Consider the following 15995-nt stretch of genomic DNA (forward strand, 5'->3'; position numbering starts at 1 on the left):
CCCGTGACGACCACGCGCCATGACGAGCTGCGCGCCCCTGGTGCCACGAGGACGCGGCTCTGGGACCGGGTCAAGATCCTCCTCGGGCTGGCCGCGGTACACCTGCTGCTCACCTGGAAGGTGACGGCGGAGTACGCGGGCGTCATGCCGTTCGCCGACGGGGCGCGGACGGTCTCCGGCGAGCACCCGTGGATCTTCTGGCTGATGGGGGCCGAAGCGGCCCGGCAGGCCCATCTTTTGATGAGCGAGCGCTGGGCGGCCTACCGCCGGTTCTGGGGCGGCGTCTCCGGCCGTGCCGACCCGAGGCTCGCACGCGTTATGAAGATCGCCTTGCTGGTGGGGCTGCTCGCCGTGATGCTCGGCACCAGCCCGCCGCAGGCGCTGTTCCACGTCCCGGCGATGCTGTTCGGGCCGCTGCCGTTCGCGGTGCAGGCCGTGCTGGTGTCCTTGCTGGCCATTGCTCTGGCGGCCGGACTGGTCTTGATCTTGTCCAGGGGCGGCGTGCGGACGTGTCTTCCCGGCGACATCCGGGTCCGCTTCGCCGACGTGTGGGGGCAGGACCGCGCGGTCGAGCGGGCCCGGGAGAGCGCCCTCTTCCTGGCGAGACCCGGCGCGATCGAGGAGCGGGGCGGGTACGCGCCAGGCACGCTGCTGCTGTGGGGGCCGCCGGGCACCGGCAAGAAACTGATCGCCGAGGCCGTCGCCGGAGAGACCGGCACACCGTATGTGGTCGTGGAGGCGGGCGCGCTCACCGGCGGGCCAGCGGAGGCGGGCGGGCTCAAAGTCAGGGCGCTCTTCTGGAGGCTCCGCCGGCTGGCGCGCCGCTACGGCGGGGTGGTCGTCCTCTTCGACGGGTTGGACGCCCTCGGCCCGGCGAGGCGGGATGCCGACTTCTCGGGCTGTCACGGCCTCGGCCACCTGTCGCAGGAGAGCCGTGCGCTGCTCGCCTCACAAGACGGGTCCCTCACCGGCGGCGGGCGGGCGCTGGTCAGCGAACTGGCCGCGCTGCGCGGGCCGCGCAGGCCGACCGTGGTCGGGCGGCTGCTGGGGATGCGGTCCGCTCCGCCGTACCGCGTCCTCGTCGTGCTGACCGCCGGGCGGCCGGACGGCCTGGATGACGAGTTGCTGCGGCGCGTCGACCGGGTCTGCGAGGTCGGCCACCCGTCCTGGGCCGGGCGGGTGCGCACCTACCGCGGCTACTTGGGCAAGGTGGCGCACACGCTGACCGCGGACCAGATCGACCGGCTCGCCGCGCTCACCCCGGGCGCGACCGGCGCCGCCATCGAGGACCTGGTCAACGAGTCGCTGCTCGCCGCACTCCGCGACGGGCGGGAGGGCGTCACCTGGGCGGACGTCCTGCACGCCCTGCGGGTCAGACGGCTCGGCACGCCCGCCGATCAGGTCGAGCGCGAGCGGCACGCGGCCGCTGTGCACGAGGCCTGCCACGCGGTGGTCGCGTACGTGACGCGCCGCCACCTGGAGACCGACGTCGTCACCATCGAGAAAGTCGCCGTCGCCGGGACTGGGGGCCGGGCGATGCGCTGGAGGTCGGAGTACGAGGCGGACGTGATGGTCTCGCTCGCCTCCCTGGCGGGGGAGCGGATGTTCTTCGATGACGACAGCTCCTCGGACGTCTCGGGGGACCTGCACGCGGCTACTTTCCTGAGCGCGCTCATGGAGTCGTCCTGGGGGATGGGGACGAACGTCTCCTCGCTTCCCGCCCTCCGGGACCTGAAGATCGGCGAACCGCCCCTGGCAGAGCGGATCGAGGACAGGCTGGTGCGCCTGCTGGAGAAGACGGGAGAACTGCTCCGCGAGCACCGGCGCGAGGTGCTGTGCCTGGCACACGCGCTGGAGACGCACCGGACGGTGAGCGCCGCCGACGTGGTGGCGATCTTCCAGCGGCGGCGGGGACCGCTCGTCGACGGCGCGGCCTACGCCTCCGACGACCTCTTCCGGGAACTGGAGGAGTATCACGCGGAAGCGGTCAGCGCGCACCGGGAACGCCGCCGCCCAGCCCGGCAGCTTCCGTACGTGCCAGGAAAGCGTCCCCCGACCCCGGTGAACGCCACCACGACCTTCCACGGCGAGGTTCCCCCTGGCACGGCTCCCGGTGGGGGTTTTGCAGGCAGGAGCCAACTGGCCATCCCCGGCGTGGGGGCCGCGGTCTCTTCCGGAGGGAGATCTGACATGTCGGCGGAGTTTCTGCCGTGGGCTGGGGGATCGCATGACACGGAGAGTGCGGGCCGGGGGCGGGTGTGGGTGGTCGCGGGGAGTGTGTTCACGCTGGTCGGGGTGGCGATCATTTTCGCGCTGGCGCTGACCGGGGTGCTGGCCACGACGCCTGCCGCAGGGTCGGAGAGTGGTGTTGCCGCCGCGCCCGATCCGCTGGCCGCCGCCTCGCCGTGGCTGCTGATCACGCTGTTCGTGGTGGTGGTCGCGGTGGTGGCCGGGGTCGGGCTCACCTCCGCAGCCGTCAAGGCGATGCGTACGGCTCAGGCGAAGGCGGAGCGGGACCGGGACGAGGCGCACGCCCGCGCCCAGTTCCTGGCGGCGGCGTTGGACCCGGACACCGCGATGCGCCTGCTCGGTTACGACGGGAACCGGCGGCACGGGACCGCCTGACCGGAATCCGGAAAAGACGCGCGGGTTAACACGCCTGTCACATAAGGGCAAAAATCGGGAAACGGTGGTCGGCAAGACTCGGCGTGGCTGACGCTTACGGGGAGAGGACCGCTGTGACCTACAAGGCCGAGTACATCTGGATCGACGGCACCCAACCCACCGCCCTGCTGCGCTCGAAGACCCGGATCCTGGCCGACGGAGCGGAGCCGCCGGTCTGGGGCTTCGACGGCTCCAGCACCAACCAGGCCGCCGGCCCCAGATCCGACCTCGTACTCCGCCCCGTGTTCACCTGCCCCGACCCGATCCGCGGCGGCGCCGACCGGCTCGTCCTGTGCGAGGTCGAGCACGTCGACGGCGAGCCGCACCGGACCAACACCCGCGCCATGCTCCGCCCGGTCGCCGAGCAGTTCGCCGAGCAGGACTCGTGGTTCGGCATCGAGCAGGAGTACACCTTCTTCAAGGGCAGCCGCCCGCTCGGCTTCCCCGAGGGCGGCTTCCCCGCCCCGCAGGGCCACTACTACTGCGGCGTCGGCGCCGAGGCCGTGTTCGGCCGCGACATCGTCGAGCTGCACCTCGACCGCTGCCTCGCCGCCGGGCTGAAGATCTCCGGCATCAACGCCGAGGTGATGCCCGGCCAGTGGGAGTTCCAGATCGGCCCGGCCGGCCCGGTCGAGGTCGCCGACCACGTCTGGGTGGCCCGCTACCTGCTCTACCGCACCGCCGAGGAGTTCGGCGTGGAGGCCACGCTCGACGCCAAGCCCGCCCGCGGCGACTGGAACGGCGCCGGAGCCCACACCAACTTCTCCACCCGGGCCATGCGGGAGAGCTACGACGCGGTCATCACCGCCTGCGAGGCGCTCGGCGAGGGCGACAAGCCGATGGAGCACGTCAGCCAGTACGGCGCCGACATCGAGAGCCGCCTGACCGGGGCGCACGAGACCTCCGCCTGGCACGAGTACTCCTACGGCGTCGCCGACCGCGGCGCGTCCGTGCGCATCCCGTGGCAGGTCGAGGCCGACGGCAAGGGCTACATCGAGGACCGCCGCCCGAACGCCAACGTCGACCCGTACGTGGTCACCCGCCTCCTGGTCGGCACCTGCTGCGCCGCCCTGGAGAAGGCCGGCCAGGTCTGACCGTCAGCGCAGCCGGGCCTGGTAGACGCGGCGCGCCTCGTCCAGCACCTCCAGGCCCTCCTCGGCGGCCCGGTCCCTGATCTCCTTCTCCAGCAGGTCCAGCCAGCGCAGGCAGTACGTCACGTCCTCCTCCCTGGTCACCCGCCGGTGACGCACGTCCAGGTAGACGGGGCTGGTGTGGGCGAGCACCCGGCCGCCGCCCTCGGCGACCGCGACCACGTACGTCGGACGCTCCGCCGGCAGGACGGCGGCCACCTCGCCGGGCGGCCCCGACGCCAGCTCGCCGTCGGCGGTCAGCAGCCGCACCCGCGTCACCCCGTCTCCGAGCACCCGCGCCGTCACCCCGGCCGTGCCGCCCGGGGCCAGGTCGAGCGTGTCGCCCGGCCCCCGGCCGTCCACCTCCAGCTCCAGGAACGGGCCGGTGGTGACGAACGTGCGGCCCCGCCGCACCGCCTCCGCGTAAGCGCCGGAGGTGAGCGGCCCGTCGACGCGCGCGTACGTGCGTTCCCGCCCTATCGGGCCGAGGCGGCGGGTACGGCCGCCGGCCGCCGCCACCCGGTTGCCCGCGCCGATCAGCCGCCGGTAGGCGCGCGGCGAGCCGAGCGGCGACGGGAAGGCGTCGGCCAGCCCCAGCGCGGCGTCCACCACGGCCAGGCGCGCGTCGAAGCCCGGGTCGCCGCCGCTCATCAGCTGGTCGGCCGTGCTGTCGGGCCGGTCGCAGGCGTTCGCGTAGCCGACGAGGGTGCCGCGGGCGCGCAGCTCGCGCCGCGCGACGCTGGACAGCGGCCAGGCGTCCAGGCCCGGCATCGGCAGGACCAGGTCGACCCGGGCCAGGCGCCCGTCGTCCGACCAGGGCAGGTCGCGGCCCGACCAGTGTTCCAGCGTCTCGCCGTCGCCCGGGGCCACGTTGACCACGTGCAGGCCCTCGCCCTGCTGGGCGGCGGCCACCCAGGCGGGCGGCCGGGTCAGCGGGACGTGCAGGTCGGCGCCGTACCAGCCGCGCGCCGCCGCGTCGTAGAGCCGCGGCGGGGTCAGCTCCACCAGCGTCTCGCCGTCGCCGGGCAGCAGCGTCGTCTCCGCGCACCCGTACTCCGTGCCCCTCGCCGCCCGGACCGTGACCGGTTCGCGGGGCACCGGCAGGACGAGATCGTCGCCGTGGAAGTACGGCAGGCCGCCGAGATCGCGCGCCGGGACCGTTCCCGGCGGGCACCAGCCGCGCCCGTCGCGGGTGCGCACGCTCCAGCGGCACGGGAAGCCGGCCCGCAGGCGGAGGACCGGCCGACCAGGTAATGGTCTCAGATAGTCACGCATCGGCTTCTCCCCGTGATCGAAGGTTGCCTATCGTGACATGGCCGTCACCCGCCGGGAAGGGCCCCCTGCCCGGCGGGGTGGCTTCTCTTACACCACGTGGTAAAGACCTAGAGCCGGAACCCGAGATCGGGGGTAATCTCCGCCACGTCCATCTGCGCCTTCTGCAGCCGCCCGGAGTGGTCCCAGTTCATCGACTGCCAGCGGGTGAACTGGTCGAGCACCCACATGCCCGACTGGCGGCTGCCGTTGCCCGACTTGCCGTTGCCGCCGAACGGCAGGTGCGCCTCGGCCCCGGACGTCGAGTTGTTGATGCTGACCATGCCCGCCGAGACGCCCTCGCGGAACGCGAACGCGTGCTTCGGGTCGGTGGTGTAGATGGAGCTGGACAGGCCGTAGCCGGGCCGGTTGGCCAGCTCGATCGCCTCGCTCATGCCGGTGAACGTGGTGACGCCGACGATCGGGCCGAACGTCTCCTCCAGGAAGATCCGGTCGTCCGGGCGGACCCCGTCGACCACCACCGGGTGGTAGTAGAGCCCGCCGTCGCCGGTGAAGCCGCCGCGCGGGTTGTCGGCGGTGATCCGCCCGGTCGGGCCCGAGACGACCCGGTGGTGGGGCTGGATCCAGGTCAGGAACTCCTCGAACCGGTCGGCGAACTTCCGGTCGAGCAGCGGGCCCGCCAGCACGTCCTCGCGCGGGTCGCCGACGCGGGCGGCGTCGAGCGCCCGGGCGAAGCGGTCGGTGAAGTCCCGGTGGACGCTCTCGTGCACGATCACGGTGCCCAGGCTGGTGCAGCGCTGGCCCGCCGTGCCGAACCCGGAGAACAGCGCGCCCTCCACCGCCAGGTCCAGATCGGCGTCCGGCATGATCACCATCGGGTTCTTGCCGCCCAGCTCCAGGCAGGGCGACTGCAGGTGACGGCCCGCCAGCTCGCCGATCTTCCTGCCCACCTCGCTCGACCCGGTGAACCCGATCTTGTGCAGGGTGCCCTCGCCGAGCGCCTTCTCCAGGCCCGCGAAGGTCTGCGAGCCGTCGGCGAAGACCACGTTCAGCACCCCGTCGGGCAGGCCCGCCGCCGCGAACAGCCGGTACATCGCGTGCGCCGACGCCGCCGCGTACTCGGCCGGCTTCCACACCACCGCGTTGCCGCACAGCAGGGCCGGCACCAGGTACCACGACGGGACCGCCACCGGGAAGTTGCCCGCCGTGATCACCGCGACCACGCCGACCGGGTTGCGGAAGGTGAACAGGTTCTTGTCCGGCATCTCCGACGGGACCGTCTGCCCGTACAGCCTGCGGCCCTCGCCGAGGAAGAAGTCGCACGTGTCGACGATCTCCCGCACCTCGCCGAGCGCCTCCGCGTACGGCTTGCCGATCTCCTCGGTGACCAGCGCGGCCAGGCTCTCCGCGTTGGCCTCCACCAGCCGGCCGATCGAGGCGACCACCCGGCCGCGGACCGGGGCCGGGACCTTCGCCCACTCCCGCTGGGCGTCCCCGGCGGTCCGGCAGGCGCCGGCGAACGTGTCGGCGCCGGCCAGGCCCACCCGCGCCACCACCTCGCCTAGCCGGGCGGGATTGACCGAGGTGTACGTGTCCTCGCCGGCGGCATCCTTGCCACCTACGACCGAAACAATCTGACGGGTCACCGGTGCCTCCTCGCAGGTTCTCCGGACAGACAATCATCTCCCAGGAAAATCCCCAACCCTCGGGGCGTAACCCCTGAAAACCTGGTCTTCGCCGCGCACAGGCGTATTTTCCCGGCTTCCGCCGGACGCGCGCTGGAGAGCCGGGAGTTAGCGTGACGCCTATGATCATTCGTACCTGGAGAGGCTGGACGCGCGCCGCCGACGCGGCCGACTACGAGGCGTACCTGATGCGCACCGGGTTCGCCGAGTACACCGCCACCCCCGGCAACCGGGGCGCCTACTTCACCCGCCGCGACGCGGGGGAGCGCACCGAGTTCTTCCTCATCACCATGTGGGACTCGTGGGAGGCCGTCAAAGCGTTCGCCGGTGAGGACCCGTCGGTGGCGGTCTTCTACCCGGAGGACGAGCGCTTCCTGGTCGGCAAGGAGCTGACGGTGGACCACTACGACCTGTTCGCCAGCGCGTAGGAGCTCGCTCCTAGGTGGATTTCGTGCCGGTGGCGGAGGAAAGGGGCGATCCGCCGCCGGACGATGAACGCATGCTCACTCGAACCCTGGCCGCCGGGCTCGTGGCGGCCGCATCGATCGCCCAGCCCGTGCCCGCCGCCGCCTCCGCCGTCCGCGAGTGCGCCGGGGCGGTGACCAGATGCGACGGGACGATCTCGGTGCCGCTCGACTGGGACGACCCGGCGTCGGAGCGGATCAGCGTCGCGTTCGCGTGGATCCCGGCGAAGGAACGGGCGCGCGGCACCGTCCTCGCCAACCCCGGCGGGCCCGCCCCCGCCTTATCCGCCCTGCCCGCCGTCCAGCAGGCGCTCGGTCCCGTGCTCGACCACCACAACCTGCTGGTCGTCGAGCCGCGCGGGCTGGGGGAGTCCTCGCCGCTGCTCTGCCCGGGCCTGAAGCTGACGGATCCGGCGAGCGTCGCCGCCTGCGCCGATCATCTCGGGCCGCGCGCCCTGTTCTTCACCGCCGGGCAGGTGGTGAACGACATGGACGCGGTGCGGCGGGCGCTCGGCGTCCCCTCCGTCGCCTTCTACGGCAACTCCTACGGCACCCTGTACGCGCAGGCGTACGCCGCGCGGCACCCCGGCGCGCTGGACGCCGTCTTCCTCGACAGCACCGTCACCGTCTCGCCCGAGGGGTACGCGCGCTGGCCGCTCCGCAGCGCCGTCCACGGGCTCGACCTGGTGTGCGAGCGGTCGCGGGCCTGCCGGACGCTGCCCGGGTCGGCGAGCGGCACCTGGTCCAGGCTGGTGAAGAAGGTCCGCGCGCACCCCGACCCGGAGGTGTCGATCGCCCGGCTCGTGTCCCTCGGCTCCGCGTACGAACCGGTGATCGGCCGGGAGGCCACCGCCGCCGCCACGGCTTATCTGCGCGGCGACCGGGAACCGCTGCGGCGCCTGGCCCGCCGCGTGCCGGACACCGTGGGGCCGCCTCTGGAAGGCCCCGAGTGGGCCGGTTATCTGGCGCACCGCTGCAACGACGAGGCGTTCGTCTACGACCGGGACGCCTCCCCGGCCGAGCGGCTGGAGCAGCTGGAGCGCCACTTCCGCGAGGAGCGGCCGCTCGCCCCGTACGAGCCCTCCGACGTGGGCGCGCTGACGGATCTCGACTTCTGCCTGCACTGGCCCGTGCCGGCCGGTGCAGGCGCCCCGGTGCCGCCCGGTCTCGCCCTGCCGGACGTGCCGGTCCTCGCCGTCGGCGGCGACTTCGACACCATGCGGCCCGCCGAGGTCGCCGAGGCGCTGCAAGCCTTCCCGGGTGCCACGTTCCTGCGCGTCCCGTTCGGCGGCCACAGCCTCGCGATGGGGCGGGGCGACATGACGGAGTGCGTGCGCGGCGTCATGCGGGACTTCCTCACCGAAGGCCGGGTGCCGGGTGATCTTCACGCCGAGGACCGGGACGGGCCGGTGACGGGTGGTGCCTCGTGCACGGCGGAGAACTACCGCGCCGTCGGTGCCTTCCCGCGGTCGCCGGCGCAGGTCGCCGCCGTGCCCGCCGCCGGGCTGGACGGCAGGCGGCGGGCGCTGCTCGGAGGCGCTTTCGCGACGGCGGCCGACGCTGTCGCCCGGCGTAACCCGGCCACGATGCTCTACGCCGGAGCCACGGATGAGCCGGGGCTGCGCGGGGGCCGGGTGACGTTCGGGGACGGTTCGGTCGGGCTGGACCGGGTTCGGTACGTCCCCGGTGTCGAGGTCAGCGGGGAGATCCGGCTCGGCGGCGACGGGACGGCCGCCGCGGAGCTGCGGGTCTCCGCCGGCAGGCGGGTCCATGACGTGCGGATGAGCTGGGCGGCGTTCACCGCCGAAGACCGGCCGGCGATCACCGGGACCTTCGACGGCGTACGGTTCAGCGCTCCCCGGCAGGCGGGACCGACGGTGTAGTCAGTCCGTACACCCGGCGGCCGATGCGGGGGCATGGCCGCCGGGGGGACACCTCGCGACGCGCTCGGGTTAACCGGGGGTTCACCGGCCGCCCGTACGTTGGCGGGCCATGAGCTGGAAGTACAGGGCCAACGCGACGCTTGAGGGACTGACCGGTTACACGATCACCAGGGCCGGGAGGAAGCGGGCGGTGAAGGCGCCGCAGCCGGCTCCGGAGACGCGGCGGCTGCCCGGCGACGAGGTGCGCGGGCCGGTCGACCCGGTTCACGACCGGCTGCTGCGCGAACCCGTCTTCCTGCTGGCGTCGGTGCGGTCCGGCTCCACGCTGCTGCGGGTGATGCTCAACACCCACAGCCGGATCCACTCGCCGATCGAGACCCACTTCCGCCGCATGACGGTGGCGTTCACCACCGACCCCGTCCGGCAGGCGATGCGGCTGCTCGGCCATACGCACGCCGACGTCGAGCACCTCGTCTGGGACCGGATGCTCCACCGGGAGCTGTCCCGCAGCGGCAAGCCGATCCTGGTGGAGAAGACGCCGAGCAACGTGTTCGTGTGGAAGCGCCTCAGGACGTGCTGGCCGGACGCCAGGTTCGTGTTCCTGCTGCGGCACCCGGCGTCGATCGTGCAGTCCTGGCACGAGGCCGACCCCGTCAAGCGGCCCATGGCCGAGGCCGTGCCGCGGACTCTCGCGTACATGACCTATCTCCAGGAGGCCCGCACCCACCTGGAGGGCCACACCCTGCGCTACGAGGACCTGGTGGCGGACCCCGAAGGGGAGCTCAGGAGGCTCTGCGCGTTCCTGGGCGTGGAGTGGGAGCCCGGCATGCTCCGCTACGGAGACAAGGATCACGGTGCGTTCGAGAAAGGAGTAGGTGACTGGCGTGACAAGATCAAGGCCGGTACCGTCGTCGCTGGCCGCCCGTTGCCCTCGAACGACGAGCTGCCGCCCGAGCTCGAGGAGATCTGCAGGCTCTGGGACTACTGCTGACGAGCACGGCCGTTTCGTTACACGGCTCCGGCAGAGTTCGCTTGCCGTTCTCCCGCGGTTCGCACCCCGGTCTCACGATGCTTCGAAGGTGTCCTGCATGATCCCCGCTCCCTCACGCCGCACCCTCCTCGCGGGTGCGCTGGCCGGCCTGTCCGTCCCCGCCATGGCGGCGCCGGCGCAGGCCGCGCTCGCCTCCCGGCCCAACTTTCTGATCATCCTCGCCGATGACCTGGGCTGGGGCGAGATCGGTGTCCAGGGCCAGAAGAAGATCGCCACCCCCGTCATCGACCGGATGGCCGCCCAGGGGGTGCGCTTCGAGGCCGCCTACGCGGGCGCGCCGCTCTGCGCGCCGTCGCGCGCCTCGATGCTCACCGGCCTGCACGCCGGGCACGCCACCGTACGGGAGAACCCCGAGGGCGGCCCGCAGCGCTCGCTCAACGAGAACGACCTGACCTTCGCCGAGCTGCTCCAGATGGCCGGCTACCGCACCGCCTGCATCGGCAAGTGGGGGTTCGGCCCCGAGCTGCCGGGCCAGCCGTCCCACCCGAACGAGCGCGGCTTCGACGAGTTCTTCGGCTACATCGCCCACCGCCACGCCCACCAGTACTTCCCCACCTACCTGTGGCACAACGGCGGCAAGGTGTCGATCACCGGCCGGAAGTACGCGCCCGACCTGTTCCTGCGGCAGGCGATCGACTTCATCAAGCAGCCGTCCGACCGGCCGTTCCTGCTCTACTTCCCGACTCCGCTGCCGCACGCGCCCAGCGAGGTCCCCGGCAACGCCGGGCGCTACAAGAACAAGCCGTGGACCCGCCCCAACCGCCGCCACGCCGCCCAGGTCACGCTGCTCGACACGTACGTGGGCAAGCTGCTGGCCGCGCTGCGCGAGGCGGGCGTGGCCGACGACACGATCGTGCTGTTCATGAGCGACAACGGCCCGCACCGGGAGAAGGGCGTGACGCCCCGGCTGTTCGACTCCAACGGCCCGTTCCGGGCCGACAAGCGCGACCTGTACGAGGGCGGCATCCGGGTGCCGCTGATCGCCTGGTCGCCGAAGCTGCGCCCCCGGGTGGAGAAGCGGCCGGTGGCCTACTGGGACCTGCTGCCGACGCTGGCCGACCTGGCGGGCGTGCCGGCGCCCGACGGGATCGACGGCCGCTCCTTCCGCGGCATGCTCCACGGCGGCGACGGGCCCGACCACGACCACCTGATCTGGAACCGGCCGCGCAAGGCGCAGGCGATCCGGCGCGGCCGGTGGAAGCTGATCAGGTTCGAGCCCGGCATCGCGGGCGCCGGTCCCGAGGGCCGCATCGAGCTGTACGACCTGGACGAGGACATCCGCGAGCGGCATGACCTGGCGGCCGAGCACCCCGAGGTGGTCGCCGAGCTGATGGAGCTGCTCGACGCGGCGATCGGCGACGACCCGCGCCGCCCGTACGGGCTCCGGGTGACCAGCTCGGGCGACCGGGTCACCGTGACGCTCGTCAACGGCTCGGCCGTCCCGTGGCGGCGGGTGCGGCTCGGGCTGAAGCCGCCGGGCGGGCAGAAGGTGACGTCCCGGCGGGAGGTGGCCGAGCTGCTGCCGGGCGAGGAGGTCAGCGCGACCTTCCGGGTGCCCGGGCGCGGGCAGGTCACCGGGTCGGCGGTCTTCCGGGCGAAGAACAGGCGGCACACGTTCCGCCGGGTCCATCGCCACCGCTCCGTCGTGTGATATGTCGCACAGTGGGGAAGCCCGTGATGTGAAGCGTGTACAAAGGGGGCTATGTCGGAGCGGGCGGACCAGCTCTCCGCGGTGACGTCGGCGGTGCTGACGGGCACCCGCCTGCTCGTCGGCATCGCCGCGCGCTCGCTCGGCGCGGTGGCCGGTCAGGTCACGCTGTCGCAGTTCCGGATGCTGGTGGTGCTGGCCACCCTGGGTGAGACCAAGCTCGTCACGATGGCGGAGCTGCTGGGCGTCAACCCGTCCACCGCCATGCGGATGGCCGACCGGCTGGCCGCCGCGGACCTCGTCGTGCGCGAGGTCAACCCGCTCAACCGCCGGGAGAGCCTGATGCGGCTCACCCCGGAGGGCCGGCATGTCGTGGACGAGGTGACCGCCCGGCGCCGCGACGAGATAGCGGCGATAGTGGCACGCATGTCACCCGAGCAGTGCCGCGCCCTGGTCGCGGCCATGAACGCCTTCAACGAGGCGGCCGGGGAACCTCCGGGGGAGGGGCCGCACCCGATGGGCTGGCCCGACGCCTAGGACGTGATCGGCCGGGGCAGGGCGGCGACCGCCTCCGGCACGGTGTCGTACGTCCGGAACCGCCGGTGCAGGCCCGTGATGCCGAGCACCCGCTGGACGCGCGGATGGAGCTCGCAGAGGACGAGGACGCCGCCGGACGCCTCCGCCCCGGTGAGAGCCGAGACCAGCACGCTGAGCCCGGACGAGTCGCAGAACTCGACGCCTTTCATGTCGACGACGACGCGCGCGGGCTCCGTGCTCGCGATGGCCTCGGCCATGGCCCGGGCGCACTCGGCCGACGTCGAGATGTCGAGCTCGCCCATCAGGCTGAGGACCGCGGCGCCGCCGTTCGGGGTGATGAGCCAGGAGAAGCCGGGCTGCACGTCTCCGCCCTCCAGAAGTGTGACATTTCACCCTTGATCATCATTGCACAGTGCAATGAATCCATGCCGTACCCAAGAATCGCGACTTACATGCGCCAAGTCCCGCGATTCTCGCCGCTGCGCGTCAACGGTGTCACTCTGCGCTACTGGAGCGTACGCCTTGAGACTTGTCATTGCCAGCCCCGCCGGTTAAGAGCACATTGGGTGGGTGAATCCGGTCAACCTTCGCGAGTACGAAGAAGCTGCCAAGAACAAGCTCGACCCCGACATCTACCACTACTTCGCCGGCGGGGCCCAGGACGAGGTCACGCTCCGGGCCAACGAGGCGGCGTTCCGGCGGCTCATGCTGGTGCCCCGGGTGCTGACCGGCGCCGGCGAGCCCGCGCTGGACGTCACGCTGCCGGGCACGGCGGCGTCGATGCCGGTGCTGGTGGCGCCCACCGCCTTCCACCGGCTGGCCGACCCCGAGGGGGAGCTGGCCACCGGGCGGGCCGCCGCCGGGGCGGGGGTCGTCATGATCACCGCGATGCTGTCGACGGTGGCGATGGAGGAGGTCGCGGCCACCGGGGTGGACCTGTGGTTCCAGTGCTACCTGCAGCCGGACCTCGGGTACACCGAGTCTCTGGTGCGGCGGGCCGAGGCGGCGGGCTGCAAGGCGCTGGTGATCACCGTAGACTCGCCCGCGCTGCGGCCCGGGGAGCGGGCCAGGAGCGCGCTGCTGGAACTGCCGCCGGGGCTGTCATGCCCGAACCTGGGCGGAGACGGTGACATCCGGCAGGTCACCCTTTCTCCGGATATTTCCTGGAAAGAGCTGGATTGGCTGCGCGGTATCACGTCGCTGCCGATCGTACTCAAAGGCATCCTGCACCCCGCCGACGCCGACCTCGCCGTCGCGCACGGCGCCGACGCGATCATCGTCTCCAACCACGGCGGACGCCAGCTCGACTCCGCCCCCGCCACCATCGACCGGCTCCCGCTGATCGCCACCGCGGTCCGCGGCCGCGTGCCCGTCCTGCTGGACGGCGGCGTACGGCGCGGCACCGACGTCGTCAAGGCACTCGCCCTCGGCGCCACCGCGGTGGCCGTCGGCAGGCCCGTCCTGTGGGGGCTGACCGTGGCAGGAGAGGAAGGCGTCTCCCGCGTGCTGGAGATGCTCCGCGCCGAACTGGCCAACGCGCTCACCCTGTGCGGCGTCGGCTCGGCCCGTCAGGTGCCGCGCGACCTGGTGGTCACGGACGGTCCGGCGGCAGCGCCGTGAAGTCGGCGAAGTCGAACCCCGGCGAGACCACGCAGCTGACCAGCACCTCCCGGTCCCCGGCCGGCTTGGCCGACTGCCACACCCCGCCGGGCACCACCGCCTGCGGCACCTGACCCCGCTCCACGTCCGGCCCCAGCATCACGCTCTCGTCCCCGATCACCAGCCGCAGCGGCCCGCCCCGGTGCCACAGCCACACCTCGTCGGACCGCACCATGTGCGGCACCGACTCCTCGCCCGGCTGGAGCAGGAAGTAGATTCCGGTCGCGCTCGCCCGCTCGCCCCCGTACCCGTCCGGACGGAACGTGACGCCCGCCCGCCACGTCTCCCGGAACCACCCGCCCTCCGGATGCGGCAGCAGATCGAGCGCCCGCGCGACCGGCGGGCGCGGCACGAACCCCACCGGCGCCCCGGTCACGTCCCGCCGCAGGAAGCGCGTACGGTCGAGCACGAGCTGCCCCTCCAGGCCCCGCGCCAGCGCGTCCTCCTCGTCGGCCACCTCGAACACCGGCCCGTCCGGGTAGATCATCAGCTCCATCCGCGGATTCTACGGTCGGCGGTCGCACGCTCGCGAAATGTCGGTCGGCGTGGCTAATGTGCGGCGGGTGATCGAACGGTGGAACCGCGATCGGTTCCTCTCCCCCGCCCCCGGCCAGCCCTCCCCGCAGGTCTGCACACCGGGCCGGCGGCGACCGCGCGCGACGCTGTACGACGAGCGCCCGTACGACGGGACCACCTGCGTCGACCTGGCCTCGCCCGCCCTCCGGTACACGCCCGCCGTCCTGGGGCGGAGCTGGTCTTGCCAGGCGCAGCAGTCATCCCCGATCGGCACGAAAGCGGTGGGCCGGGAGCGGTTCGGCGACACGGGCTGCGGTGACCGGCACAGCGCTGCCTTGCGGCGAAGCGGCGATCGGTTCGCCGTCCCCGAAGAGAGCGTCGTCCTGGGGCGGCCAGAATGGCGTGGGGGCGCGCTGTGCGACTGAGCGACGTGACACCCCCGGGTCGGGGTGGGGAGTCGGTGCGGCATGGGCGGGTGGCGGCCGGGCTGGCGGAGTTGGAGCGGTGGCTGGCCGATCAGGTCCGGCAGGGGCTGGCCACGGCGGGGCCGTCCGAGTGGGAGGGGCTGGCCAAGCGGCTGATCGACGCGCAGGCGCCCGGGGTGGCCGGGATGGTGTCGAGGCTCGCCCGGGTGAGGGAGCAGGATGAGTGGCCGGGGCGGCTGCTGGAGGAGTACGCCCTGCTTCATCTGCTCGCCGTCGCCTACCGGAAGCGGGCCGAACTGCCGCCGGATCTGGCCGAGACGGTGCTGATGCGGGTCGGGTTTCCGGTCACCCGTGAGGAGGTGCTGGCCCGGCCGAGGGTCCGCGACCGGTGGGACGTGCTGGGCAGCCGCGACGAGGAACAGGACCGGATCACGGCCCGCCGCGTCTGGCTGCGTGGCCGGGAGACGGGGCGGGCGGCGCTGGTCCTGACGTTCGCGCCGACCGGCCAGGCGTTGGACGACTCTCTGGTGACGGGGACCGCGATCGACGCCGATCTCGCCTTCTACCCCGGCGCTGCCCCGCTCCGCGCGCTGGTGGCCCATGAGCACGTGCCCCCCGGCTCCCCTGAACCGCAGCCCGGTTCAGGGGGACCGCAGCCGGGTTCCATGGGATCGCCCTCCGGTTCCGGGGGGCCGCCGCCCGGGTTGAGCGCCGACGACGCGATGGGTGAGGTCGCCGCCGCGCTGGCCGCCGATCCGTGGACCGAGTCCTGGCCGCTCGTGCTGACCGGCGTGGTGCCGGGGGAGGACACGCTGGCCGGGTTCCCGCTGCTGCCCTCCTGGCGCGGGGTGTGGCGGCTGCTCGCCGTGTCCGGCGGGCGGCCGGTGACAGTGGCGGCCGAGTGGACGCCGCGCGGTCTGCGCCCCCTGACGACCTGGAACGACGACGGGACGGTGGTGATCCTCTGAACACCCGAATGCTCCCTGACAGCGGGGGCCCGCGATCCGGTGCGGAACGGCGGTTGAACATCCGAGTGCTTCCTGACGAGAACCTGATGGCGG

The 15995-nt window shown here is 72.7% G+C and carries 14 protein-coding genes; 10 read left to right on the forward strand and 4 right to left on the reverse strand.

Translation table 11 applies throughout. The features are described from left to right. The first annotated feature begins 3 nt into the window (after positions 1-3). Entirely contained in the window at positions 4-2625 is a 2622-nt protein-coding gene (locus tag AB0J42_RS06510; RefSeq protein ID WP_364289587.1) for an AAA family ATPase, read from the forward strand. Positions 2626-2738: 113 nt separating this feature from the next. After that, entirely contained in the window at positions 2739-3758 is a 1020-nt protein-coding gene (glnII, locus tag AB0J42_RS06515) for a glutamine synthetase (protein WP_364289589.1), read from the forward strand. A gap of 3 nt (positions 3759-3761) precedes the next feature. On the opposite strand, the gene AB0J42_RS06520 is transcribed toward glnII, so the two are convergent. Then, positions 3762-5069 carry a CehA/McbA family metallohydrolase gene (locus AB0J42_RS06520; RefSeq protein WP_364289591.1) on the reverse strand — a complete coding sequence of 436 codons (1308 nt, stop codon included), beginning with the start codon at positions 5067-5069 and terminating at the stop codon, positions 3762-3764. A 107-nt stretch (positions 5070-5176) separates the two neighbouring features. After that, positions 5177-6712, reverse strand: a complete 1536-nt coding sequence (locus AB0J42_RS06525) for an aldehyde dehydrogenase family protein (protein WP_364289593.1) — start codon at positions 6710-6712, stop codon at positions 5177-5179. A 161-nt stretch (positions 6713-6873) separates the two neighbouring features. On the opposite strand from AB0J42_RS06525, the gene AB0J42_RS06530 reads away from it, so the two are divergent. The 5 genes from AB0J42_RS06530 to AB0J42_RS06550 all read left to right on the forward strand — a co-directional run bounded on the left by AB0J42_RS06530 (position 6874) and on the right by AB0J42_RS06550 (position 12334). Beyond that, positions 6874-7179, forward strand: a complete 306-nt coding sequence (locus AB0J42_RS06530; protein WP_364289595.1) for a hypothetical protein — start codon at positions 6874-6876, stop codon at positions 7177-7179. Positions 7180-7250: 71 nt separating this feature from the next. Continuing rightward, complete coding sequence (locus tag AB0J42_RS06535) at positions 7251-9098, forward strand: alpha/beta hydrolase (protein WP_364289597.1); 1848 nt, start codon at positions 7251-7253, stop codon at positions 9096-9098. A gap of 109 nt (positions 9099-9207) precedes the next feature. After that, entirely contained in the window at positions 9208-10089 is an 882-nt protein-coding gene (locus tag AB0J42_RS06540) for a sulfotransferase (protein ID WP_364289599.1), read from the forward strand. Positions 10090-10186: 97 nt separating this feature from the next. Further along, positions 10187-11800 (forward strand): sulfatase-like hydrolase/transferase, encoded by a 1614-nt coding sequence (locus tag AB0J42_RS06545; protein WP_364289601.1) that lies wholly within the window; start codon positions 10187-10189, stop codon positions 11798-11800. Between the two features lie 51 nt (positions 11801-11851). Further along, a complete protein-coding gene (locus AB0J42_RS06550; protein ID WP_364289603.1) occupies positions 11852-12334 on the forward strand; it encodes a MarR family transcriptional regulator in 483 nt (160 codons plus the stop codon). Here AB0J42_RS06550 and AB0J42_RS06555 read toward each other — a convergent pair. Beyond that, positions 12331-12696, reverse strand: coding sequence for an STAS domain-containing protein (locus AB0J42_RS06555; protein WP_364289605.1), 366 nt, complete (start codon positions 12694-12696; stop codon positions 12331-12333). The genes AB0J42_RS06550 and AB0J42_RS06555 overlap by 4 nt on opposite strands. 208 nt (positions 12697-12904) lie before the next feature. Between AB0J42_RS06555 and AB0J42_RS06560 the strand changes: the two genes are divergently transcribed. Next, positions 12905-13954, forward strand: coding sequence for an alpha-hydroxy acid oxidase (locus AB0J42_RS06560; protein ID WP_364289607.1), 1050 nt, complete (start codon positions 12905-12907; stop codon positions 13952-13954). Here AB0J42_RS06560 and AB0J42_RS06565 read toward each other — a convergent pair. Next, positions 13926-14489, reverse strand: coding sequence for a cupin domain-containing protein (locus AB0J42_RS06565; protein ID WP_364289609.1), 564 nt, complete (start codon positions 14487-14489; stop codon positions 13926-13928). The two genes, AB0J42_RS06560 and AB0J42_RS06565, sit on opposite strands and share 29 nt — an antisense overlap. Before the next feature lie 67 nt (positions 14490-14556). Here AB0J42_RS06565 and AB0J42_RS06570 point away from each other — a divergent pair, with 67 nt between their 5' ends. Both AB0J42_RS06570 and AB0J42_RS06575 read left to right on the forward strand, forming a co-directional pair. Further along, positions 14557-14934: a hypothetical protein gene (locus tag AB0J42_RS06570; protein ID WP_364289611.1), complete on the forward strand. Its 378-nt coding sequence runs from the start codon at positions 14557-14559 to the stop codon at positions 14932-14934. A gap of 35 nt (positions 14935-14969) precedes the next feature. After that, entirely contained in the window at positions 14970-15902 is a 933-nt protein-coding gene (locus AB0J42_RS06575; RefSeq protein ID WP_364289613.1) for a hypothetical protein, read from the forward strand. The last annotated feature ends 93 nt before the right edge of the window (positions 15903-15995 follow it).

It is taken from the genome of Nonomuraea sp. NPDC049649, from assembly GCF_040675175.1.
GTDB lineage: Bacteria > Actinomycetota > Actinomycetes > Streptosporangiales > Streptosporangiaceae > Nonomuraea.

Bases quoted from the DNA above. Each gene is read 5' to 3' on its own strand.
- AB0J42_RS06520 (WP_364289591.1), bottom strand. From the start codon at position 5,069: ATGCGTGACTATCTGAGACCATTACCTGGTCGGCCGGTCCTCCGCCTG.
- AB0J42_RS06530 (WP_364289595.1), top strand. From the start codon at position 6,874: ATGATCATTCGTACCTGGAGAGGCTGGACGCGCGCCGCCGACGCGGCC.
- AB0J42_RS06535 (WP_364289597.1), top strand. From the start codon at position 7,251: ATGCTCACTCGAACCCTGGCCGCCGGGCTCGTGGCGGCCGCATCGATC.
- AB0J42_RS06540 (WP_364289599.1), top strand. From the start codon at position 9,208: ATGAGCTGGAAGTACAGGGCCAACGCGACGCTTGAGGGACTGACCGGT.
- AB0J42_RS06545 (WP_364289601.1), top strand. From the start codon at position 10,187: ATGATCCCCGCTCCCTCACGCCGCACCCTCCTCGCGGGTGCGCTGGCC.
- AB0J42_RS06550 (WP_364289603.1), top strand. From the start codon at position 11,852: ATGTCGGAGCGGGCGGACCAGCTCTCCGCGGTGACGTCGGCGGTGCTG.
- AB0J42_RS06565 (WP_364289609.1), bottom strand. From the start codon at position 14,489: ATGGAGCTGATGATCTACCCGGACGGGCCGGTGTTCGAGGTGGCCGAC.